21 protein-coding genes are annotated in these 21369 nt (G+C 63.1%); 14 read left to right on the top strand and 7 right to left on the bottom strand.

Annotated elements, in window-relative coordinates; genetic code table 11:
* Window position 1: 1 nt before the first annotated feature.
* From V8J55_RS21615 to V8J55_RS21605, 3 genes are read left to right on the top strand one after another with little or no spacing between them, the layout of a single operon-like run.
* Window positions 2-1141: an oxidoreductase gene (locus tag V8J55_RS21615; RefSeq protein ID WP_336447642.1), complete on the top strand. Its 1140-nt coding sequence runs from the start codon at window positions 2-4 to the stop codon at window positions 1139-1141.
* Window positions 1138-1704, top strand: coding sequence for a nuclear transport factor 2 family protein (locus tag V8J55_RS21610; protein WP_336447641.1), 567 nt, complete (start codon window positions 1138-1140; stop codon window positions 1702-1704). Before V8J55_RS21615 ends, V8J55_RS21610 begins: the two co-directional genes overlap by 4 nt.
* The gene (locus V8J55_RS21605) at window positions 1694-2461 is read left to right on the top strand and encodes an SDR family NAD(P)-dependent oxidoreductase (RefSeq protein WP_336447640.1); all 768 of its coding nucleotides are present in this window, start codon (window positions 1694-1696) and stop codon (window positions 2459-2461) included. The genes V8J55_RS21610 and V8J55_RS21605 overlap by 11 nt, the downstream gene beginning before the upstream one ends.
* Window positions 2462-2473: 12 nt before the next feature.
* On the opposite strand, the gene V8J55_RS21600 is transcribed toward V8J55_RS21605, so the two are convergent.
* Complete coding sequence (locus tag V8J55_RS21600) at window positions 2474-3667, bottom strand: acetyl-CoA C-acetyltransferase (protein ID WP_336447639.1); 1194 nt, start codon at window positions 3665-3667, stop codon at window positions 2474-2476.
* Between the two features lie 182 nt (window positions 3668-3849).
* Here V8J55_RS21600 and V8J55_RS21595 point away from each other — a divergent pair, with 182 nt between their 5' ends.
* Window positions 3850-4845 carry an alpha/beta hydrolase gene (locus V8J55_RS21595; protein WP_336447638.1) on the top strand — a complete coding sequence of 332 codons (996 nt, stop codon included), beginning with the start codon at window positions 3850-3852 and terminating at the stop codon, window positions 4843-4845.
* Window positions 4846-4855: 10 nt separating this feature from the next.
* Here the strand turns inward: V8J55_RS21595 and V8J55_RS21590 are convergent, their stop codons facing one another.
* Entirely contained in the window at window positions 4856-6598 is a 1743-nt protein-coding gene (locus V8J55_RS21590) for an N-acyl-D-amino-acid deacylase family protein (protein ID WP_336447637.1), read from the bottom strand.
* A gap of 121 nt (window positions 6599-6719) precedes the next feature.
* Here V8J55_RS21590 and V8J55_RS21585 point away from each other — a divergent pair, with 121 nt between their 5' ends.
* The 5 genes from V8J55_RS21585 to V8J55_RS21565 all read left to right on the top strand — a co-directional run bounded on the left by V8J55_RS21585 (window position 6720) and on the right by V8J55_RS21565 (window position 11516).
* Entirely contained in the window at window positions 6720-7400 is a 681-nt protein-coding gene (locus V8J55_RS21585; RefSeq protein ID WP_336447636.1) for a TetR/AcrR family transcriptional regulator, read from the top strand.
* A gap of 67 nt (window positions 7401-7467) precedes the next feature.
* Entirely contained in the window at window positions 7468-8691 is a 1224-nt protein-coding gene (locus tag V8J55_RS21580; protein WP_336447652.1) for a cytochrome P450, read from the top strand.
* 35 nt (window positions 8692-8726) lie between these two features.
* On the top strand, window positions 8727-9695 hold the full coding sequence (locus V8J55_RS21575; RefSeq protein WP_336447635.1) for an SDR family NAD(P)-dependent oxidoreductase: 969 nt from the start codon (window positions 8727-8729) through the stop codon (window positions 9693-9695).
* A gap of 4 nt (window positions 9696-9699) precedes the next feature.
* Window positions 9700-10617: an acyl-CoA thioesterase gene (locus V8J55_RS21570; protein WP_336447634.1), complete on the top strand. Its 918-nt coding sequence runs from the start codon at window positions 9700-9702 to the stop codon at window positions 10615-10617.
* A complete protein-coding gene (locus V8J55_RS21565) occupies window positions 10614-11516 on the top strand; it encodes an NmrA family NAD(P)-binding protein (RefSeq protein ID WP_336447633.1) in 903 nt (300 codons plus the stop codon). Before V8J55_RS21570 ends, V8J55_RS21565 begins: the two co-directional genes overlap by 4 nt.
* Window positions 11517-11557: 41 nt before the next feature.
* Here the strand turns inward: V8J55_RS21565 and V8J55_RS21560 are convergent, their stop codons facing one another.
* The gene (locus V8J55_RS21560) at window positions 11558-12784 is read right to left on the bottom strand and encodes an MFS transporter (RefSeq protein WP_336447632.1); all 1227 of its coding nucleotides are present in this window, start codon (window positions 12782-12784) and stop codon (window positions 11558-11560) included.
* Between the two features lie 139 nt (window positions 12785-12923).
* On the bottom strand, window positions 12924-13679 hold the full coding sequence (locus V8J55_RS21555; RefSeq protein ID WP_336447631.1) for an SDR family NAD(P)-dependent oxidoreductase: 756 nt from the start codon (window positions 13677-13679) through the stop codon (window positions 12924-12926).
* A gap of 227 nt (window positions 13680-13906) precedes the next feature.
* On the opposite strand from V8J55_RS21555, the gene V8J55_RS21550 reads away from it, so the two are divergent.
* The 5 genes from V8J55_RS21550 to V8J55_RS21530 all read left to right on the top strand — a co-directional run bounded on the left by V8J55_RS21550 (window position 13907) and on the right by V8J55_RS21530 (window position 18102).
* Entirely contained in the window at window positions 13907-14812 is a 906-nt protein-coding gene (locus V8J55_RS21550) for a crotonase/enoyl-CoA hydratase family protein (RefSeq protein ID WP_336447651.1), read from the top strand.
* A gap of 176 nt (window positions 14813-14988) precedes the next feature.
* Window positions 14989-15969 (top strand): thiamine pyrophosphate-dependent dehydrogenase E1 component subunit alpha, encoded by a 981-nt coding sequence (locus V8J55_RS21545; protein ID WP_336447630.1) that lies wholly within the window; start codon window positions 14989-14991, stop codon window positions 15967-15969.
* Complete coding sequence (locus V8J55_RS21540; protein WP_336447629.1) at window positions 15969-16979, top strand: alpha-ketoacid dehydrogenase subunit beta; 1011 nt, start codon at window positions 15969-15971, stop codon at window positions 16977-16979. Before V8J55_RS21545 ends, V8J55_RS21540 begins: the two co-directional genes overlap by 1 nt.
* Before the next feature lie 18 nt (window positions 16980-16997).
* Window positions 16998-17228, top strand: coding sequence for a biotin/lipoyl-containing protein (locus tag V8J55_RS21535; RefSeq protein WP_336447628.1), 231 nt, complete (start codon window positions 16998-17000; stop codon window positions 17226-17228).
* Between the two features lie 130 nt (window positions 17229-17358).
* Window positions 17359-18102 (top strand): 2-oxo acid dehydrogenase subunit E2, encoded by a 744-nt coding sequence (locus V8J55_RS21530; protein ID WP_336447627.1) that lies wholly within the window; start codon window positions 17359-17361, stop codon window positions 18100-18102.
* Between the two features lie 17 nt (window positions 18103-18119).
* Here the strand turns inward: V8J55_RS21530 and V8J55_RS21525 are convergent, their stop codons facing one another.
* From V8J55_RS21525 to V8J55_RS21515, 3 genes are read right to left on the bottom strand one after another with little or no spacing between them, the layout of a single operon-like run.
* Window positions 18120-19619, bottom strand: a complete 1500-nt coding sequence (locus V8J55_RS21525) for an AMP-binding protein (RefSeq protein WP_336447626.1) — start codon at window positions 19617-19619, stop codon at window positions 18120-18122.
* Window positions 19620-19627: 8 nt separating this feature from the next.
* Window positions 19628-20557: an electron transfer flavoprotein subunit alpha/FixB family protein gene (locus V8J55_RS21520; protein WP_336447625.1), complete on the bottom strand. Its 930-nt coding sequence runs from the start codon at window positions 20555-20557 to the stop codon at window positions 19628-19630.
* Complete coding sequence (locus tag V8J55_RS21515; protein ID WP_336447624.1) at window positions 20554-21303, bottom strand: electron transfer flavoprotein subunit beta/FixA family protein; 750 nt, start codon at window positions 21301-21303, stop codon at window positions 20554-20556. The genes V8J55_RS21520 and V8J55_RS21515 overlap by 4 nt, the downstream gene beginning before the upstream one ends.
* Window positions 21304-21369 lie beyond the last annotated feature (66 nt).

The following is a 21369-nucleotide window of genomic DNA, read 5'->3' as shown; positions in this document are numbered from 1 at the left end:
CATGGGACTGGGACCGCTTCTCGCGCCGTTGAAGCTGCGTGGGCTCACGCTTCCGAACCGCCTCGTCATGGCCCCGATGACGCGGTATCGCTCACCGGCCGGCGTTCCCGGCCCCGATGTGGCAGCCTATTACGCGCGTCGCGCCGCGACGGGCTTGGGGCTTCTCATTACCGAGGGCGTTGCGATCCCGCATACTTCGGCGGTCGATCACCCCGATATACCGCGCCTAGACGGCGACGAAGCGCTCGCTGGCTGGCGCGCGCTGTTCGATGCGGTCCATCGCGAAGGGGGGCGCGTCATTCCGCAGCTCTGGCACCAGGGCCCGATGTGGAATGTCGAAAATGCGGGGACGGCGTCGGGCGCGGCCATGCGGCCCTCCGGAATCTGGGGCCCTGCCGACGGGGTCATCTCCTTTCGGTCTGAAGGGCGCGAGCAGGCGATGCTACCGCAGGCGCCCATGAGCGAAACCGACGTTTCCGATATCGTGGCCGCTTATGCGCTCGCCGCGCGCAATGCGGTGGTGCATGGCGCGGATGGGATCGCGATACACGGCGCTCACGGGTATCTGATTGACAGCTTTCTATGGGATTATACCAACCGCCGCGATGATGACTGGGGCGGGACCGCTCCCCGGCGAGCGGCGTTCGGGGCCGCTGTCGTCCGCGCCATACGAGACGAGATCGGCGTTGAGCGCCCAATCATATTCCGTTTTTCGCAGTTCAAGATGCAGGACTATCGCGCGATGCTCGCCAGCGATCCCGACGGTCTCGGTGCACTCCTCGGCCCGCTCGCGGACGCAGGGGTCGACCTCTTCGACGCAAGTCAGCGCTATTTCGATACGCCCGCTTTTACAGGCTCGACCCTCAATCTCGCAGGCTGGGCAAAAAAGCTCACGGGCAAGCCCTCGATGACGGTGGGCGGGGTGGCGCTCGGGAAAGCGGGCGGAGGGGCGAAACATATCGACGCGAGCCAGGATTCGACCGACAATCTGCCGCTGCTTCTGGAGCGGTTCGAGCGCGGCGAATTTGACCTTGTCGCCGTCGGGCGGGCAATCCTCAACGATCCAGGCTGGTTCACGCGTGCCACGCGCGACGAGCCTTTTCTCGCCTTTGATCCTGCAAATCTGGAGCGGCTGACGTGAGCGGCGTGGAGGACAGGATCGATCGCCTGGAGTCACAGGCTGCAATCCAACAATTGGCGATGCGCTATGCGTTGGCGGTTGACGGGCGCGATCTCGACACCTGGACCGGCCTGTTCGTGCCTGACGTTGCCTGCGGTCACCATGGCTCCGGGCGCGATGTGCTGCGCGGCCTCATCGATCCGATGCTGCGGACTTTCTATCGATCGGTCCACCAGATCTGCGGTCATCGCGTCGTCTTTCAGGACCGCGATGCGGCAACCGGCGTCGTCTACTGCCGCGCCGAGCATGAAGATCGCGGTCGCTGGATCGTAATGGCGATCGCCTATTTCGATGAATATCGGCGCGAGGCAGGCGAGTGGTTCTTCGTGCGCCGGCGCGAGAAGCATTGGTATGCCGCCGATTGGGAGGAGCGGCCCCGCGCGCCCTTCACGGGTTGGGACGCCCATCCGAACCCGCCGGCACTTCCCGGCGACTTCGAGCATTGGTCCGACTTTTGGGCGTCGGGCGGCGGAAGCCCCGATGCGGTGACAGTTCAGCGGGCGGGAGACAAAAATGAGCGGTAACCAACGTTTTCTCGGTCGATCGGTGGTCGTGACGGGAGCAGGATCGGGCATCGGCGCAGCGACCGCGACAGCCTTCGCGCGCGAGGGCGCGAAAGTGACCATTGGTGAGATCGATCCGGGGAGGGGAGGGGCGGTGCGCGATCAGATCCGCGCGTCTGGCGGATCCGCCGAGTTCATCGAAACCGATGCAACCGACGAAGGGGCTGTCCGCCGACTTATCGAGTCAGCCTGCGCGCGCTTCGGGCCGGTGCGCCACGCGTTCAACAATGTCGGACTGTCACGGCCGGGCACGCTTGAGGACCTCAGCCTTGAAGACTGGCAGTGGACCATGGACATCTGCCTCACCAGCACTTTTCTTGCGATGAAATATGAAATCCCGGTGATGAGAGATATCGGCGGAGGAACGATCGTCAACACGGCCTCAATGTCCGGGCGCATCTTCACGTCGTCGGCGCCGCCCTCCTACTCGGCGGCAAAGGCGGGGGTCATCCACCTCAGTCAATATGCCAGCTGCGCATATGCGAAGGACGGCATTCGCGTGAACAGCGTCCTCCCGGGGCTGACTGCAACCCCGATCGTCGCCGCGATGTTCAGTGCCGAGGAACAGGCGGCGATTGCGGGCGAGCATCAGATGATCGCCCGTGCGGTGCTACCCGAGGAAATCGCCGCGACCGTTTTATTTCTCTCCAGCGACGAGGCGCAGATGATTACCGGACGCGGTATCGAAGTGGCGGGCGGCGGCGCACATGCGGGCTAAAACGACGGGGAGTCAGGCACGTTCGAAAATCGCCGCAACGCCTTGGCCCCCGCCGACGCACATGGTTTCGAGGCCGTAACGCGCCTCGCGCCGCTGCAGCTCGTGGAGCATCGAGACAAGGAGCCGCACCCCTGTCGCGGCAATGGGGTGACCAAGCGAAATACCGCCGCCGTTAACGTTGAGTTTGTCCGCCTCATTCCATTCCCAGCCTTTTGCCACGGCAAGCACCTGCGCAGCAAAAGCCTCGTTCAGTTCGACAAGATCGATGTTCGACCAGCCAAGACCCGTCCGCCGGAACAGTTTTTCGACCGCGGGGACGGGCCCGATACCCATCGTACCGGGGTGACACCCAACGGCCGAGCAGCCGACCAATCTCGCCATCGGCGTCAGGCCGAGATCGGCGAGACGGTCTTCGGCAACAATGAGACAGGCGGCCGCGGCGTCATTTTGCTGGCTCGCATTGCCCGCAGTCACGACCCCGTCTTTCAGAAGCGGCTTGAGAGCTCCCATCGCTTCGATCGATGCGTCGGAGCGGATGCCCTCGTCGCGATCGACAACCGTTTCGCCTTTGCGGCCGGCGACCACGACCGGGACGATCTCGGCGTCGAATGCGCCGCGCGCCCATGCGTCGGCCGCCCGCTGATGGCTGCGCACGGCATAGGCGTCGGCCTCGGCGCGCCCGATCCCATACTCCGCAGCGACATTTTCCGCGGTCTCGATCATGCCCGAAATCGGACCGAAACGCTCTTCCGGTTGCGATCTCTCGCGCTGGCGCTCGAGGCGGTCATGCAGCGTCGCCGAACCGGCGCGCGTTCCGCGGCGCATGCGCGTCGTGTAATATTCGACATTGCTCATGCTCTCGGCGCCGCCCGCGACGATGACGTCGGCCATCCCGCTCTGGACCATCGCCGCTGCCGTTGCGACCGCGGTCAGGCCGCCGGCGCAGCGCCGGTCGATCTGCAGACCGGCGACCTCGAGTGGTAAATCGGCCGCCAGCGCCGCCCAGCGGCCGATGCATGGCGCCTCGCCATTCGCATAGCTCTGCGCAAAAACCACATCTTCGACGGCATGCGGATCGACACCGCTGCGTTCGATGACGGCACGAATGACCTTTTCGGCAAGCCGCTCAGCAGGCACGTCGGCAAGGCCGCCCAGATATTTTGCCACGGGCGTACGGACCGGTGAAACGATATAGGCTGCGCGCATCGGCTGGATCTTCCTCGGCTACGGAGAAAGACGGCTGATAGGCGGGACCGCCGCCGCGATCGATAGCGCGCGGCCCTCCATCATGTCCCTGATGATTGGACCTTGCCCGATAGTGGCCAGGGGCCGTTGCATGCGATCAGTTACGACAGGAGAAGGCGGCAGCCCGCCGTCGGGAGTGACAAATGCAAAAGATCGAAAGGCGGATCGACGTGACGAGCGCCGCGGCCCTTGGTGGCAGCATGAGCATGGCGGTGACGCTCTACCTCCCGGATCCCGCGCGCCTCGCTCCTCGACCCGTGGCGATCTTCGCCTGTCCAGGGGGAGGCTATTCGAGGCGCTATTTCGATATGCACTTTGCCGGGCACGAAGGATATAGCGAGGCAGAATGGCACGCCGCGCAGGGTGTGATCTATGTTGCGATCGATCATCTGGGCGTCGGCGAGAGCAGTATTCCCGATCTTTCCCGCATCGATTTCCAGACGCTCGCCACAACGCATGACGCTTGTGTGCGAACGATAGCGGCGGAGCTGAATAACGGCACGGTGATCGACGATTTTCCCGCCGTGTCTCCCTTTCGCGTCGGCATGGGACAATCGATGGGCGGCGGGGTAACCATTCTCGCCCAAGGCCGTTTTGCGACATTCGATGCTATCGCACCGTGCGGCGTAAGCGCGATCCATACGGCGTTGCCTCAACGCGATACCGCCGCCTTCGAGCACGGAGTGCGACGGTTCGAGGCGGTCCGAGACGGGCGCGTGACAAACCATATCGAGCATGACCATGCAGGCGTCGACTATCGTTACGCTTTCCACTGGGAGGATGTGCCCGATGAGATCCTCCACGAGGACATGAAGGGTGGCTATCCGGTGCGTAAGACCGCGCCCGATTTCGGCAGTGTCACCATCCCGCATTGCGCCGTTCAGATGATGCTGCCCGGTGCCTTTGCCGCCGACGCGGCACGCGTGCAGGTGCCAGTGCTCGTGGCCAACGGCGAACGCGACACCTGCCCGCAGCCAAAGGCCGAGGCCGCTGCCTATTCAACGTGCGACGATATTTCGATCTTCATCGTACCGCGCATGGCGCATATGCATAATTTCGCATCGACGCGCGCGCTTCTCTGGCAGCGGCTGCACGCCTGGTCGAGCATGCTCGCTGCCTGTAGCGCCACGGACGCCTGATAGCGCGCGATCAGGCGAGTTCGCGCACCACCTGCGGCTCGGGCTGCGGCGTCCCGCGCACGCCGCGCAGCAACCGGCCGGGAAGCGCGCCCGTTGGAAAACCATCGCGATAGGTGGCGACACCGCTGACGATCGTCGCGACATAACCTTCCGATTTTTGCGACAGGCGCTTCCCTCCTGCGGGAAGGTCGGTCCGGATCTGGGGACGGTGCAGCGTCAGCCGATCGAGGTCGATGACGTTGATATCGGCGCGATATCCTTCACCGATGCGACCGCGGTCGCAAAGACCGACCGATTTGGCGGGCTGGCTGGTCAGCGACTTGACGACAGTCGGCAGATCGAGCCCATCGTGGCCAAGGCGGCTGGTCAGCATATAGGTCGTATAGGCCGCATCGCAGATCATTCCATAGTGTGCGCCGCCATCGCCGAGCGCGACGACGAACTCGTCGGCCCCGATGAGATCGCGACTGGATTCCAGATAGTCCTGAACTTCGCTCGAATAGGAACAAAGGATCGCTCGGCCGTCATCTTCGAGAAGTGCGTCATAGATCATTTCCCGGGGATCGGTTCCCGCGGCCGCCGCTTGGTGCTGCAGACTATCGGTGGGCGCGAAATTATAATCGGCAGGATCGGTCAGCCGGTACAGGTCGCGGATCGACTTGAGCAACCCGACGAACGCAGGATTCGGGTCTTCCGGCTCCTCCGCGAGAAGACGGGCGCGCAGCTCTGGATCACGCATTCGCGCGACTTTCTCGGCAAGAGGAAGATTCGCGATCGCGCGGAAACTCGGATTGAGCGAGAAAGGGTTGAAACTGAGATCGAGCCCATAAAGCACGCCCATTGGGCGCGGCATGAATTGCGCCCGAATCTCTAGCCCGTCCGCATTGGCGCGCTTCACCCCTTCGATATATTTGTCCCAGTTTTGCGACTGAGTCGGCATATAGATCAGGCTGAAGGTAACCGGGCGGCCCGTGCGCTCGGCGATCGACCGGAACAGGTCCAGTTCGATCTCGGCGTCATTATCGAGATTGGGATTGCACTGGAACACGCCGCTGCCCGCATCGCGCAGGCCTTCGGCAAGCGCAAGCACTTCGTCGATCTCGGTGAGAACCGACGGAGCGAGCGCGCCCGACCGGAAGCGGTGGAACAGGTTGCGCGAGCTTGCGACGCCAAGCGCGCCCGCCTTGACCGCTTCGGCGACGTGGCGGCGCATTTCGGCCAGATCGTCTGCCGTCGGAGGTTCGAGGTCCGCGCCGCGCTTGCCCATGACATAGACGCGCAAGGGGCTGTGCGGGATCTGCGTCGCAAAGTTCACGTCGGCCTCGCGCTTTTCAAGCGCGTCGAGATAGTCGGGGAAGCTCTCCCAGTTGAAGGGGACGCCCGCGGCCATGACCACTTCCGGGATATCCTCGACACCTTCCATGAGCTTGATCATCAGCTGCTGGTCGCCGTCGCGCACGGGCGCGAACCCGACTCCGCAATTGCCCATCACGACGGTGGTGACACCATGGTCGGACGAGGGAGCAAGGCGGTTTTCCCAGGTGATCTGCCCGTCATAATGGGTGTGGACGTCGACGAAGCCCGGCGTGACGATTTGGCCCGCCGCGTCGATTTCCTCGTTGGCGCTTCCTTCGACGGTGCCGACCCGGACGATGAGGCCATCTTTCACCGCAACGTCCGCCACAAACGGGGCGCCGCCGCTGCCATCGACGATTGTGCCGCCACGGATGATCATGTCATAGCTCGCGTTCATTTTGGAACCTCTCCTTGATGCCGACTCTGCGATGCGGCTTGAATAGCAAATACTATTTAGCGTATTCTGGTGGGGGTACGCAATGGGGATTCGACAGGCGATGACAGGTAGGCGGGCGCGAATGGCTGATTTTAATCCGAAAGGCGGCGAAACTGGTCCGGTACGGCGGGCGCGTCGGGGATCGGGTGAAATCCGATCGCTCATCATCTCGGCGGCACGTGCGGTGTTTGCAGAACGGGGTTTTGCTGGGGCCACGACGCGCCAGATCGCCGATCGGGCCGTGGTCGCCGAACCGCTGATCTTCAACAATTTCGGTGGAAAAGCTCAGCTCTTCGCCGCCGCTGTCATCGAGCCGTTCAACGATCGCTTATCGGCACTGATCGCGGCGAGCGACTCGGGCATCGACGCGGATCGGGAAGGACGCAGCGCGCATTTCGTCCATCTTCTTTACCCATTCCTGCGCGAAAATTCGGATCTCCTCCATGCGCTCGTTAAATCGAGCGGCGATATGGACAGTGACGCGCTGCACGGTCTTGATGGCTATTTCGCCGCGGCCGAGGCGCGCATGCGCGAAGCGTTCATTCGCGCCGGTTGGGAGTTCGACGTCGAGCCCGGCCTTGTCGTACGTCACGCCTTCGGCATGCTGGCTGGTGCCGTCCTGTTTCGCGAATGGTTCTTCCCGGGCGAAGCGCCGGTCGACGAAGCGCAGGAGTTTGCCCTTGCGCGCATGCTGTTCAAGGCCACCGAGCCGCCGCGCGGTTCGGGTTCCGCCCGATCCGGTTCGAGCACTCCATCACAATGATGATGTTCGTGCGCTGAGCGGTCCCGATCTCTCGACGCTGGCGATCGGGACCGATAAGCCTCGAACCATGCAGAACATGACATCAACGCCGCCCCAGCAGGGCCGCATCGCGGACCATGTCCCGGCCGAGCTCGTCGTCGACTTCGATGGCTATCGCCCCATGAACGGCGAGCAATATTATCATGAACCATATGCGGCGCTGCAGACCCAAGTCCCCGACATCTTCTGGTCGCCCCATAATGGCGGCCACTGGATACTGACCCGGCGCGACTATCTTGCCGAAGCGTTCGCGGATCCCTCGCGCTTCACATCGAGCCAAGGCGCATCGGTCGACAAGGTCCGGCAGCCGGGCGAACCCCGGTTGGCGCCGATCGAGGCCGATCCGCCCGAACAGCAGACCTTTCGCAAGCTCTTCGCCCCGGCTTTCATCGTATCGGCGCTCAAGGAGCGCGAGAAGGAGGCGCGCGCGCTCGCGATCGAGCTGATCGAGGAGATGCGTCCGCGTGGCCGCTGCGAATTCGTCACCGACTTTGCCCAGCACCTCCCGATCAAGATTTTCATGAAGATGGTCGATATCCCCGAAGAGGACCGCCTGGTGCTTTTGCCGTTGGCCAACGCACAAGTCGCAGCTGACGCGCCGAAGGAAGAGAAGCTCGCTCTCCTGTTCGAATATGCAGCAAAACGCGTCGTCGAACGCGTGGCTAATCCGGGAGCCGATTTGATCAGCAAGATTGCAACGGCCGAGGTCGACGGTCGCCCGATCACGACGCAGGAGGCGGTCGGGGTCACAACATTGCTGCTGATCGGCGGCCTCGACACGGTGGCCTCGATGATGGGGCACATCATGCACTTCCTGGCCGGATCGCCCGCGCATCGGCACCAGCTCGCAGAGGATCCGTCCATCTCCGGCGCGGCGGCCGAAGAATTTTTGCGTCGCTTCGCGCTTACCAACCCTGGCCGCACCGTCGTTGCCGACATGGATTTCCATGGCGTCGCAATGAAGGCAGGCGACAAGGTCATGCTCGCGACGCCCTTTGGCGCGGTTGATCCACGCGACTATGACGACCCGCTTTGCGTCGATTTCACGCGGAAGTCCAATACCAAGACCGCGTTCGGCGCCGGCCCGCATGTTTGCCCCGGATCGATGCTGGCACGCATCGAAATCAAGATATTGCTCGAAGAGTGGTTGCCGCGAATTGCGGATTTTGCGCTGGACCCGAATGACCCGCCGCGCTTCCGGACCGGCGTGAACGGCAGCGTCGAGAAGCTTCCTCTTGTCTGGGCGGTCTGAGGCCGGCGACGTCATCACCATTAGAGGAGAGCATAGTGTCGCGAATTGATTTCACCGGCCAGGTCGCCGTGGTTACCGGTGCCGGTGGCGCGCTCGGTGGAGCCTTCTGCCGCGAACTGGCGAGCCGCGGCGCCGCCGTGGTCGTCAATGATCTCGGGGGCAGCACGACCGGTGCGGGAACGTCGAGCGAATATGCCGACGCGATCGTCGAGGAATTGAAGGCCGCTGGCGGGCGTGCCGTAGCGAATTACGACAGCGTTGCTACTGCACAAGGCGGCGAAGCCATCATCGAGGCCGCCATGTCCGCTTTCGGCCGGGTGGACATCGTCATCAGCAATGCCGGCAACCAGCGCAACGGTGCTTTTGGCGAACTGACCGAAGAAGACATCGAGGCGGTATACGCCGTTCATGCCAAGGGGGCATTTTACGTCTGCCAACCCGCCTACCGGCAGATGGTTCGGCAGGGATATGGGCGTCTCGTCCTCGTCAGCTCGCAGTCGGGCATTTTCGGCAATCCATTCCGCGCCAATTACGGGTCGGCCAAGACCGCGCTCATCGGCCTGATGAACGTCATCGCGCAGGAGGCGCCGGACGGCGTCGCTGTCAACACGCTCTTCCCCAACGCGCAGGGCGGAAGGCTTGGCGGAACCCCGCTTTCCGAGCGACCGGACATCGCGTTTCTCAAGGCCGCGGGCGAGCGTACACAGCATTATCGGGACGGAATGAAGCCTGAGTTCGTGGCGTCGCTCGGATGTTATCTGGCAAGCCGCGATTGCAGCAGTTCCCAGAATATGTACTCAGCGCTCGGGGGTAAATTTTCGCGCATCTTTGTCGGCCTGACCGAAGGTTGGTACACGCCCGGAGGCGAGGCGCCGAGCTGCGAGGATATTCTGGAGCATATCGAGCAGATTGAAGATCTTTCGAATTTCACCATACCGAAGAGCGGTCTCGAAGAGATGGATACCGTCCTAGCCGCGCGCCGAGCGCTCGGCCTTTCGTCCTGATCGCATGGCCGACGCCAGCGGAGCCTATGCGGAATATGAAACGGCGAGCGCGTCGGGCTCTGACCCCGCCGTATTGCTTGCGCTTTCCAAAAGCGGAGACGGCGCGTTTACCGGACGGGCAGGAGCCCCGAATAATTATGGGGGAATTTATGGCGGCCGACTGATCGGCGAGGCGCTCCGCGCGGCTGTGCTGAGCTGCGATGCGCTGCCGCTGACGTCGTTCCACGCCTATTTTCTGGCCTCTGGTCGGTCCGACGAGCCGATCCTTTATGCGGTCGAGACCTTGCGCGACAGCCGGCGCTTCGCAAACCGCCAGGTCATGGCGCGGCAAGGCACGCGCACGATCTTCACCTTGATGTGCGAGTTTCACGAGGCCGAGCCGGGGTTCGTGCATCAACAGCCAGTTATGCCCGACGTACCCGCGCCGGAGAGCTTGCCGCCGCTCCAGGACTATGTCCGGTCCAACGCCGCGACTCTCGATCCTGCGATCGTTCGCAACTTCAGCGCCGCGTTGCCGGTCGAAATGCGCGTTGTCGCGCCGGAGGCGTATCTGCTGCGCCGCGGTCCTGCGCGGCGGGCGTTCTGGTTTCGCGTTTCCGATGCGGCGGGAGTCGATGACCTTCGCGAGCAGCAGTGCCTTTTGGCTTATGCGAGCGATTATTGGCTGGCAGGGGTCGGCGCGATCCCGCATCTCGTTCCAACCAACGGCCCCGCACTGCTCATCTCCAGTCTTGACCATGCGATGTGGTTTCACCACCCCGCGCGTTGCGACGAGTGGCTCCTTTATGACACCGACAGTCCCGCGGCAGGCGGCGGCCTGGGTCTTGCCATGGGACGCATCTTCGACCGGGCGGGGCGCCTCATTGCCTCGACCGCGCAGGAAGCCTTGCTGCGGCCGCTGCATGAAGCAATGGAGTCTTGAAAGTCGCGATCACTTTAGCGGGTGGATCACAGGGTAGCGCGCTCGCACGGGCGCTGATCGGCCGCGGGCATCAGGTGCGCGCACTTGTCCGCAATTCCAGCAGCCCTGCCGCGCGCGACCTCGCGGCGTGTCGCGCGGATCTGGCGCTTGCGCCCTTCGACGACGCGCAGGCCTTGCGGGCCGCGCTGACGAATGTGGATGGGCTGTTCTCCGTGCAAATGGCACCCGCGCCCGCCGCGCCCGACAGCGAGCGGTCGCAGGCGCGCGCGCTGGCTGCGGCCGCGCGTGAGGCGGGCGTGTCGCGCGTCGTGCATAGCTCGGTGTCCCACGCGGGTTCCATCGACCAGATGCCGGAGTGGGAAACTGATCTCTGGGACCGAAATTATTGGACCAGCAAGCGCGATGCCGAAGACATGTTTCGCGTCGCCGGATTCGAGGCGCTCACGATCCTGCGGCCGGCATTCATGATGGAGAATTTCATCGCGCCGAAGTCGTCATGGATGTTTCCCGATCTTCCTGCGGGCGAATTGCGAACCGCGATCGACCCGGATGTTCGGCTCGTTCTTGTCGCGGCGGATGATATCGCGGCGATGGCTGCCGCTGCGCTTGAGAATCCATCCAGCTTTGCGGGCAAGGCGATTGAACTGGCGGGCGATCTCAAGACCTTGCCTGAGGTGGCGGGGATCATTGCGAGGGTCAGCGGCCGACCGGTCCGGGCCGTCGCTGTGTCACCCGAGCAGCTGGTCGAGCGCGGGCTCAGTTCAGGATGGATCCGTACCCAGCTGTGGATGAACCGCGTCAACTACCCCGCGCGCCCGGACGAAATGGCGCTGGCGGGCATTTCCCCGACGCGATTTGCCGACTGGGCAGCGCGCCATGCGGCGGACTTTATGGCTTAGGCGGGCGGCGGGTGTCCTCGCCGCGCCGATGACGGCCGCACTCAGTCCGGAACTTGCTCCGGATAGCGCCCCATTGCGAGATAGCAAAGGGCCGCGATGGCAAATGAGGCCGATGTTGCCATCAGCGCCATGTCGTAATTGCCGAACTCGTCATACGCTCGCCCGATCAAGCTGCTTCCCACTGCGACGCCCAGTGCGATGCCGAGCGTCGACAGGCTGTAGATTGTCGCGTAGCTGCGGAGACCGAAATACCGCGCAATCATGAACGCGACTATGTCGATCTCTGCCCCCTGACCGAGACCGACGAGAAGGACCGAGCAATAGAAGATCCATAGCGGAACGTCGGCCTGCAAGAGCAGCAGACAGCCCATCGCCGGAGCGAGATTCAGGATGAATGCCACCGCCGGCGCCCAATAGCGGTCGACGAGAACGCCGCTCAAAAGCGCGCCGAAAGCAGCCGCTGCGCCCATTACCGAAAGCGCGCCGACCGCGGCGACCGTGTCGAGGCCCTTTTCGACAGCCAGCGGCTTGAGCTGGGACATCAGTGCGACGACGGGCACATAGTTGAAGACCGACGCCGCGATTAGAATACGGACCTTCGGCTTCGACAGCAGTTCGCGCCAGCCGTCGGCGTGACCATGGGCGGCGCCCGACGCGGTCCGCGTGACGGCCTGATGTTTGGGCAACCAGAGGCGCACGAGCGGGAAGGCGATGCTCATCATGAATGCGCCGAGCAACAGATAGCCGCCCGCGGTCCCATAACGCACGAGCACGGGAAAGAGGAGCATGGGCATCAGCGCGCCGACAACGGCGAGGCCCGAGCGGCTGATTGCGAGCGCGGTGCCCCGTGTCCGATCGAACGCGCCGCTGATGACGCGGGTCACCGTGATCCCGGTCGTCGCGAGGCCGGCTACCGAAAATATGAAATAGGCTGCGTAATAATAGCTAAGCGACCCTTTCATCAGGGCCAGCAGGACGTAACCGAATATCGTGAGTAGAATGCCGATCGACAAGATCGGCTTGACGCCGAAACGATCGGTGAGCCGACCGATAACCGGCGCAGCGAAGGCCGTGACGAGACCGAAGCTGTGGACGAGAGCGATTTCTCCGCGGGTCCAGCCGAACTGCTGTTCGAGCGGCTCGACAAACAGGCTCGAGACGGCGGGAAAAAGCGAGTAACATAAGGAGCCCGCGGCAAGAGCAGCGACGCCTGGACGCCATGCGCGCTTCCATTCCTCCGCGATCAGCCGCGCCTGCGAAACTTTCACATCGGGCGCTAACGCCATGTCTTGGGATTGTTGCATCGAATGAGGGTCGCCCATCGTCTTCGAGAGGGCAATGCGTTTTGCACGCGCTGCGCGACCTCTTCACATATGTGGTGGATGATCGGCGACACGTCTTATCTGGTCAGAGCATCGCCTGGCCACCATCGACATTGATTGTCTGGCCCGTGACGTACCGACTGTCGTCGCTGGCGAGAAAGAGAGCGGCGCGGCCGACATCGGCTTCGCAGTCGCCGAAATAACCGAGCGCAATATCCTTCCGGTACGCCTCGGCTTCCTCGGGATGATTGTCGAGATATTCGATAGCGATCGGGCTCAGCGCCGCCGGGCAAATGACATTGACCCGGATATTGTGACAGCCCAGTTCGCGCGCCGCCGATCGGGAAAGGCCGCGAATGGCTTCCTTCGTCGCGGCATAAGCTGCGAAACCGACCCCTCCCATTATGCCCTCACGCGAACCGAAATTGATGATGGATCCGCCACTCGTTTTCATGTGCGGAAGGACCGCCTGCATATGATGAAAAGTGCCGTAGAGACCGGAGCGAAGCGTGAGGTCGAGAAGCGCGTCGTCGTTGTCCTCGAACGGGGTACCGGGCCGCGACGTCTGCGCATTGTTGACGAGAATGTCGATGGCACCGAAAAGCTCGATGGCTTTTCGGGCCGTCGCCTCGGCGTCGGCCCGTACGCCTGCCGTGCCGCAAATCCATTCGACGGTACCGCCGACGCCGCGAATGGCGGCGGCGGTTTCCTTCAGGGTCTCTGGCGTGCGACCCGTAATCAAAAGCTTCGCGCCCTCGCTGGCAAAGACGCGCGCAATGCCTTGGCCGATGCCTTGGCTGCCGCCGGTGATGATCGCCACTTTGCCAGCTAGTCTCGCCATCATGCGCTCCTCGTTCGCCCGGAGCGAGTATGCTCCTATGCGATGGCATTACCGGCCGGCCGGGCGGGCCTGTCAATGTTCGGGTGGGTCGCACCGGGAAGGCATCGGCAGTCTGATGGTGGGCGCGCCGACACGGACAGGCCTTTGCGCGGCGCGGCGACATGCTAAGCCCTCATGTCGCGGGGCGCTGGCGCTCCGCAGCGACTGCAAGGAGACGGCCCGTGGCGATGAAATGGTTGAAGTCGACCGACTGCGTAAGCTTTTCGGCAGGCGATGGCATTGCGCGGGTCACGCTCGATCGTGCCGAGAAGCGAAATGCCCTCTCGTCCGCCACGCTGCGCGAACTCCACGAAGCTCTGTTGGAGGCCGACGATCGCCGCGATGTGAACGCCATCCTTCTGTCGGGGGAAGGCAAGGATTTTTGCGCCGGCTACGACCTGACCGACAGCTATGGCGGCAAGGAGGCTGCAGACACGCCTTTTGACCCGGCACTCTACCGGACGCGGGCCGGAACGCTCGATGACGATATCTGGAATCTCGAGCGGCAGCAGGATCTCACCCTGATCATGCTCGACCTGCACAAACCCGTCATCGCAAAGGTGCAGGGAAATTGCCTCGCCGGGGGAACCGACCTGGCCTTCTCATGCGATATCGTTCTTGCCGCCGACGATGCGAAAATCGGCTTCCCGGCCGCGCGCGCCAACGGTACCCCGCCCACCAACCTCTGGTTCTACCATTGCGGTCCTCAATGGGCGAAGCGGATGCTATTCACCGGCGATACGATCAGCGGGCTGGACGCGGCGAGAATTGGTCTTGTGCTCGAATCCTACGCACCCGAAGACCTCGACCGCGAAGCCGATGACCTCGTCCGCCGGATCGCCAGCGTCGATGCGGAGATTCTTGCGACCCACAAGCGGGTCATCAACATGCAGATGGAGTTGGCCGGGGCCAAGCAGTCGCAGCGCTACGCGGCGGAGCTCGACGCGCGCGCGCACCTGAGCCAGGGACCGCGGCGCGCCCGCTTCAAGCAGGACATGGCTGACAAAGGCCTCAAGGAGGCCCTCACCAACCGGGACGCCCCATTCGGCAAGGGACGCATATCATTGCGGGCGCGTGGCGGAACGCCTGACTGAACCGCCACACCGCTTCCGCTTCGGCGGCTGCGAGTGCCATTTGATGCTGAATCGTTCACATCCGCGATATCCTGCCACCTTTCGCGCTCAGGGCCTTTCCTGCCGGGTAAAAATGGCGAATGCCTCGACCGCATAGATACAGGTGAATTGACGAACCTCGAAAGGACGTCGACTTTATGAGCAACCGAGCCATTCCCGACGCTGCGACCCAGGTGGAAATTTACCGCCGGATGGCGCTTATCAAGGCGAACGACGAGCGCTCGCGCAAGGTCATTATGACAGGGCGCCTCGTGATGCCTTATTACAGTCCGCGAGGCCAGGAGGTCATCCCGAGCGCAACTTTCGTCAATCTGACCGACGATGATTATCTGTGCACCATTTATCGCGGCACGCACGACATGCTTGCGAAGGGGTTTCCGCTTAAGGACATGTGGGCCGAAGTAGCGGGACGGACGACCGGCACGTGCAAGGGCAAGGGTGGTCCGATGCATCTGACCTATCCCGACAAGGGTGTGATGGTCACGACCGGAATCGTCGGATCCTCGATGCCGATCGCCAATGGCCTGGCCTGGGCTTCGCAGCTGAAGGGTGACGGGCGCGTCACGGTCGCGACGTTCGGCGACGGCGCGGCGAATATCGGCGCATTTCATGAATCGCTCAATCTCGCTGCCGTGTGGAAGCTTCCGGTGATCTTCCTTTGCCAGAACAACGAGTGGGGCGAGCACACCGCCTATGACAAAACGAGCAACGTCATCGTCGCCGACCGTGCCGCAGCCTATGGCATGCCGGGCGAGCGGGTCGACGGAAACGATCCCTTTGCCATGTACGCGGCTGCGCATGAGGCCATCGCTCGTGCACGCGCAGGCGAGGGCCCGACCTTGATCGAGGCGATGACCTATCGGTTCCACGGTCATGTGCTCGGCGACCAGGATACATATATGGACAAGGCCCGGAAGGCGGAGGCGATTGCCAACGACCCGGTCCCTAGGTTCCGGGCCCTGCTGATCGAAAGCGGCGTGTCTACCGAGGAGCAACTCGCCAGCATCGAAGCGGAGATCGAGGATGCGATTTCCCAAGCCGTCGAATTCGCGCTCGAGAGTCCGTTCCCGGGCGTCGAGGAACTGAAGCGCGACATTTTCGCCGAGGAGTTGGTCTGATGAGCACCGATACTGCCGAGAAAAAGCCGAAGCAGATGAACATTCTGCAGGCCATCAACACGGCCGTGGCTGATGCCATGGAGGCCGATGATACAGTTCTGCTGCTCGGCGAAGATGTCGCCGATCCCGAAGAGGGCGGGGTGGTCGGCGTCACCAAGGGGCTTTCGACACGGTTCGGCGACGCGCGCGTCCGCTCGACCCCGATCTCGGAGCAGGCGATTATTGGTGCCGCAATCGGGGCCTCGCTGGCGGGCTTCAAGCCGATCGCCGAAATCATGCTAATGAACTTCACGACGGTCGCGATGGACATGATTGTGAACCACGCGGCCAAGCTGCGCTTCATGTCGGGCGGACAAACCCACGTTCCGATCGTCATTCGCACCATGACCGGAACGGGCTTCTCCTCGGGCGGCCAACACAGCGACTATCTCGAAGCATGGTTCGCGCACACAGCGGGCATCAAGGTTGTTGCGCCGTCGAGCCCAAAGGACGCCTACGGCCTCATGCGTTCGGCGATCGACGATCCGGACCCCGTACTGTTTATCGAGAACCTGCCAACCTATTGGTCGCCGGCCGATGCCCCCGAGACGGATTACCGGGTTCCGATCGGCAAGGCCAATATCGTCGCCGCAGGAAATGATATCACCATCATCGCCTATGCGCGCATGATCCAGGAAGCGATGCCCGCAGTGGCAGAGCTAGCGGAGGCCGGAATATCTGCCGAACTCATCGACCTTCGCACGATTGCGCCGTGGGACCGCGAAGCGGTGCTCGCATCGGTGAGGAAGACGGCCAGGGCTCTTATCGTGCACGAGGCTGTTACGCCGTTCGGTGTCGGAGCCGAGATCGCCGCGGTGCTGGGCGACGAATTGTTCGGAAGGCTCAAGGCGCCAATCAAGCGTCTTGGCGGGGCCTTTTGCCCGGTTCCTTTTTCGAAGCCGCTCGAGACCGCGTTCGCGCCGCAGACACCCGAAATCGTCGCAACGGTCAAAGCGCTTTTCACCAATTGATCGACAAGGAGTTTTCCCATGGCATTTGAAGTTATCCTGCCGAAAGTCGGATTTTCGATGAATGATGGCGTACTCGCCGAATGGCTCGTCGAGGATGGCGGCCAAGCGGTGGAAGGGCAGCCGCTCTACGCATTCGAGTCCGAGAAATCGACACAGGAAGTCGATAGCCCGGCTACAGGCAAGCTCAAGATCGTCGGCCAGATCGGGGAGACCTACGAGGTCGGCGCGGTCCTGGCGATCATCGAATAATCAACCAGACGCGGCTGGCCGGCGGAAGCGATAAGCTGACCGTCCGACCGCCCGCTGCACTCCGCCGCATCGCCGGGCCGCCATTTCGATTGCCCGCTGCCTGTCGGCGCGTACCGAAGAGGAAGAACCGGTGACCGAACTGCTTCAGAATATCGCCCCATGGCCGCAGGTCGATTTCACCGAATTCGGCGAGATTGAGCGCAAGCCGCTGAGCCGCATCCAAAAATTCGTTGCGTCGTTCCTCGGCCGCAACTGGGTCGCGATTCCGCACGTCACGCATAACGACGACGCCGATGTGACCGAGCTCGAAGCGCGCCGCAAGGCGCTCGCGGCCAGTGGCGGCGCAAAGCTTACCCCCGTGCCGCTCCTCGTGAAGGCGCTGGCCGATGCGCTCGCAGCCTATCCGCAGTTCAATGCTTCGCTCGATCCTGCTAGCGGCGAAATCGTCACCAAGAAATATGTGCATGTCGGCGTTGCGGTCGATACACCTGGCGGGTTGCTCGTGCCGGTTATCCGCGATTCCGACAGGAAATCGGCGGCTGAAATTTCGGCCGAGTTGTTGGCGGTGTCCGAGAAGGCGCGGACCAAGGGGCTCTCGATGGCGGAGATGTCGGGGGGCTGCATCACGTTGACGTCGCTCGGACATATCGGTGGGACGAGCTTCAGCCCGATCGTCAACGCACCCGAAGTCGCGATCCTTGGCGTCACCAGGGCGCGTCCTGTTCCAGTCCCGACCGAGGACGGCGGGGTCGCCTGGCGCCAAATGCTGCCGCTCTCGCTGAGCTACGATCATCGAGTGATCAACGGCGCCGACGCCGCGCGCTTCTGCCGCTTCATCGCTGACCGGTTGGCATCACCCGAATTGTTCGACTGATCTTCCGGGGTCGGAGGTCAGGCCAACCGCGCTTCGCGGAGTGCTGATCTGCGCACCTTGCCGGCATCGTCGCGAATTCGCTCCTGGGTGAATTCGACCGATCGGGGACGGGTCAATCCGGTCAGAACGTCCGCGGCGCTCGCGAGAAAATTTTCCGGGTCTGGTGTCGGACTGCCGGGCGCGAGTTCGACGATGGCGTGGATGAGATTGCCCATGTCAGGATCGGGGAGCCCGATGATGGCGCAGCACGCGACGTCGGGCATCGCCTCGATGACCGCCTCGACCTGCGCTGGATAGACGTTCGAACCACCGACGGTGAACATATCGGTCCGCCGGTCCGCCACATAGAGATAGCCATCAGCGTCCAGATATCCGAGGTCGCCAAAGCCATCGGTCCCGCTAGCGGCACGGCTCTCGGAACCGATATAGGCATATCCCGCCTCGGCCTCGGCCGAGCGCCGAAAGCGGATTTCGCCGATCTCACCCACTGGCAGAAGAGCGTCGTCCTCGCCGATGATCAGTATATCCTGCCCTGGAGGTGGGCGGCCGACCGAGCCTGGATGAAGCAGCCACTCGCTACCGCTGATCGTTGTCACCCCGATCCGTTCGGTGCCGCCATAAACTTCCCAGACCTGGCCGGGCCCGAGGCGATCGATCCACCAGCGCTTGATATCGGGCGGGCAGGGCGCCGCCATGTGGAGCAAGGTTTGGATCGAAGAAAGGTCCGCGCTTCTCGTCGCCGCTTCGGGCAGCCGGGCAATGCGCGACATCATCGTCGGTACGATATAGACGTAAGTGACGCGGTGCCGCTCGACGAGGGCAAGCCACTGCTCGGCCTCGAATTTTTCCATGCAGACGATATGTGTCCCCTGCGCAAGAGCCATCGTGCAGGTGTTGAAGGGACCGGAATGGTAGAGCGGTGCCGGATTGAGCAGGGTCAGGCGCGGGCCACGGCGGCACCCTTCCTTGTCCGTGCCCCAGCTCGAAGGGCGCGGGTCAACGATGAGCTTCGGTCGCCCCGTGCTGCCGCCGCTGTTGGCGATCTTGCCCGGCTGGGAAACGGCAGGCGGCATCGGAGACGCATCGACTGTGTCGTCGATGGGCGCGTCGATGTTATACAGCCGCGAAGCAGGCACCGGTAAGTGGGGCGAGCCGACGACCATTGCGGCGTCGGCAAGAGTCAGGATTTCCGCAAATTCCGATCTGGCCAATCTCTGCGACACGGGGCAGGGGATCGCGCCAATTTTCCATAAGGCGAAGGCGCATTCGAGATACTCGACACGGTTCGGCATGGCGAGGATCACGCGATCATTCGCGCGTACGCCGGCACCCACCATATCGCGCGCGCGCCGGTTGGCCGCCGCATCGAGCTCGGCGAAACTCCATGTCCGATCACCGAAGGATGCCGCGGGGCCGTCCGGGGTCGCGGCAGCCTGCGCGGTCAAAAGCATGCCGAGCGCTGCGCCGACGTGCGGTTGCCCGCTCGCCGGGTCGATCCACTCCTCGGCACGAATCATGCTGGCTCCTAAATCTTGCTCGTCAACTCGGGTACGGCCGTTAGCAGATCGGCGACGAGGCCTAAATCGGCGACCTGGAAGATCGGCGCGTCTTCGTCCTTGTTGATCGCGACGATCGTCTTCGAATCCTTCATGCCGGCGAGATGCTGGATTGCGCCCGAAATGCCGATCGCGAAATAGACCTGCGGCGCGACGATCTTGCCGGTCTGGCCGACCTGATAATCGTTGGGGACATAGCCCGCATCGACCGCAGCGCGCGAAGCCCCGAGCGCAGCGCCAAGCTTGTCGGCGAGCGGGACGATCACTTCCTGATATTTCTCGCTCGAACCCAGCGCACGGCCACCCGAGACGATGATCTTCGCCGAGGTCAGTTCGGGACGATCCTGCTTGGCAATCTCGGCGCCGACGAAGCTCGAGATGCCGGCATCGCTGCCCGCGCCCACGGCTTCGACGGTGCCCGAACCGCCGGAGGTCGCGGCCTTGTCGAACGCGGTGCCGCGAACGGTGAGGACCAGCTTCGCATCCGACGATTCGACGGTCGCGATTGCGTTGCCGGCGTAGATCGGGCGGGTGAAGGTCTTCGGACCCTCGACCGACAGGATTTCCGAAATCTGCATCACGTCGAGCAGCGCGGCGACGCGCGGCGCGATATTCTTGCCGGTGGTCGTCGCGGGCGCGAGGAACGCGTCGTGGCTGCCCATCAGGTCGGCGACGAGCGGCGCGATATTTTCGGGCAGATTGTGACCGAAAGCGGCGTTGTCGGCGACATGCACCTTGCCGACGCCGGCGATGGCAGCGGCTTCCTTGGCAACCGCATCGACGCCCGAACCGGCGACAAGCAGATGGACTTCGCCAAGCTTCGACGCGGCAGTGACCACCGCAAGCGTGGCGTCCTTGACGGCCTTGCCGTCATGTTCGACCCAAACCAGAGTTTTCATGAGTGCACTCCCAGCGCTTTCAGCTTGGCAACCAGTTCATCGACATCGGCGACCTTGACGCCAGCCGAGCGGACGGGCGGTTCCGACACCTTGACCGTCTTGACGCGCGGCGCGGTGTCGACGCCGTAATCGGCGGGCGACTTCGTATCGAGCGGCTTCGACTTCGCCTTCATGATGTTCGGCAGCGAGGCATAGCGGGGCTCGTTCAGGCGAAGGTCGGTGGTGACGATCGCGGGGAGCTTGAGCTTCACCGTTTCGAGGCCACCGTCGACTTCGCGCGTCACATTGACGCTGTCGCCCTCGACATTGACCGCGCTGGCGAAGGTGCCCTGCGCCCAGCCGGTCAGTGCCGCAAGCATCTGGCCGGTCTGGTTGTTGTCATCGTCGATCGCCTGCTTGCCAAGGATGACAAGGCCGGGCTGTTCGGCGTCGGCGATCGCCTTGAAAATCTTCGCGAGCGCGAGCGGCTCGACCGCATCGTCGGTCTGCACCAGAATCGCGCGGTCGACGCCCATCGCCAGCGCGGTGCGCAGCGTTTCCTGCGCCTTGGCCGGGCCGACGGAAACCGCGACGATCTCGGTCGCGACGCCCTTTTCCTTCAGGCGGATCGCTTCTTCGACGCCGATTTCGTCGAACGGGTTCATCGACATTTTGACATTCGCAAGGTCAACGCCGGTACCGTCGGATTTGACCCGCGGCTTCACATTGTAATCGAGCACCCGCTTGACGGGGACGAGGATTTTCATAACGATTCTCCCTCGGGGTTTGGGCGCTGCTAATCCTTTGGAGCGCGGACGCAAGTCGTGCCGTTG

This window comes from Sphingopyxis sp. CCNWLW2, from assembly GCF_037095755.1.
In the GTDB taxonomy this organism is placed as follows: Bacteria; Pseudomonadota; Alphaproteobacteria; order Sphingomonadales; family Sphingomonadaceae; genus Sphingopyxis.
Note: the sequence above shows the minus strand (reverse complement) of the source record. Positions and strands in the feature narration are given on the sequence as shown.

Coding starts and splice junctions, on each gene's coding strand:
- V8J55_RS21605 (WP_336447640.1), top strand. CDS start 1,694: ATGAGCGGTAACCAACGTTTTCTCGGTCGATCGGTGGTCGTGACGGGA.
- V8J55_RS21600 (WP_336447639.1), bottom strand. CDS start 3,667: ATGCGCGCAGCCTATATCGTTTCACCGGTCCGTACGCCCGTGGCAAAA.
- V8J55_RS21525 (WP_336447626.1), bottom strand. CDS start 19,619: ATGATTCGTGCCGAGGAGTGGATCGACCCGGCGAGCGGGCAACCGCAC.
- V8J55_RS21545 (WP_336447630.1), top strand. CDS start 14,989: ATGAGCAACCGAGCCATTCCCGACGCTGCGACCCAGGTGGAAATTTAC.
- V8J55_RS21615 (WP_336447642.1), top strand. CDS start 2: ATGGGACTGGGACCGCTTCTCGCGCCGTTGAAGCTGCGTGGGCTCACG.
- V8J55_RS21595 (WP_336447638.1), top strand. CDS start 3,850: ATGCAAAAGATCGAAAGGCGGATCGACGTGACGAGCGCCGCGGCCCTT.
- V8J55_RS21520 (WP_336447625.1), bottom strand. CDS start 20,557: ATGAAAACTCTGGTTTGGGTCGAACATGACGGCAAGGCCGTCAAGGAC.
- V8J55_RS21550 (WP_336447651.1), top strand. CDS start 13,907: ATGAAATGGTTGAAGTCGACCGACTGCGTAAGCTTTTCGGCAGGCGAT.
- V8J55_RS21585 (WP_336447636.1), top strand. CDS start 6,720: ATGGCTGATTTTAATCCGAAAGGCGGCGAAACTGGTCCGGTACGGCGG.
- V8J55_RS21515 (WP_336447624.1), bottom strand. CDS start 21,303: ATGAAAATCCTCGTCCCCGTCAAGCGGGTGCTCGATTACAATGTGAAG.
- V8J55_RS21555 (WP_336447631.1), bottom strand. CDS start 13,679: ATGGCGAGACTAGCTGGCAAAGTGGCGATCATCACCGGCGGCAGCCAA.
- V8J55_RS21580 (WP_336447652.1), top strand. CDS start 7,468: ATGCAGAACATGACATCAACGCCGCCCCAGCAGGGCCGCATCGCGGAC.
- V8J55_RS21570 (WP_336447634.1), top strand. CDS start 9,700: ATGGCCGACGCCAGCGGAGCCTATGCGGAATATGAAACGGCGAGCGCG.
- V8J55_RS21535 (WP_336447628.1), top strand. CDS start 16,998: ATGGCATTTGAAGTTATCCTGCCGAAAGTCGGATTTTCGATGAATGAT.
- V8J55_RS21540 (WP_336447629.1), top strand. CDS start 15,969: ATGAGCACCGATACTGCCGAGAAAAAGCCGAAGCAGATGAACATTCTG.
- V8J55_RS21590 (WP_336447637.1), bottom strand. CDS start 6,598: ATGAACGCGAGCTATGACATGATCATCCGTGGCGGCACAATCGTCGAT.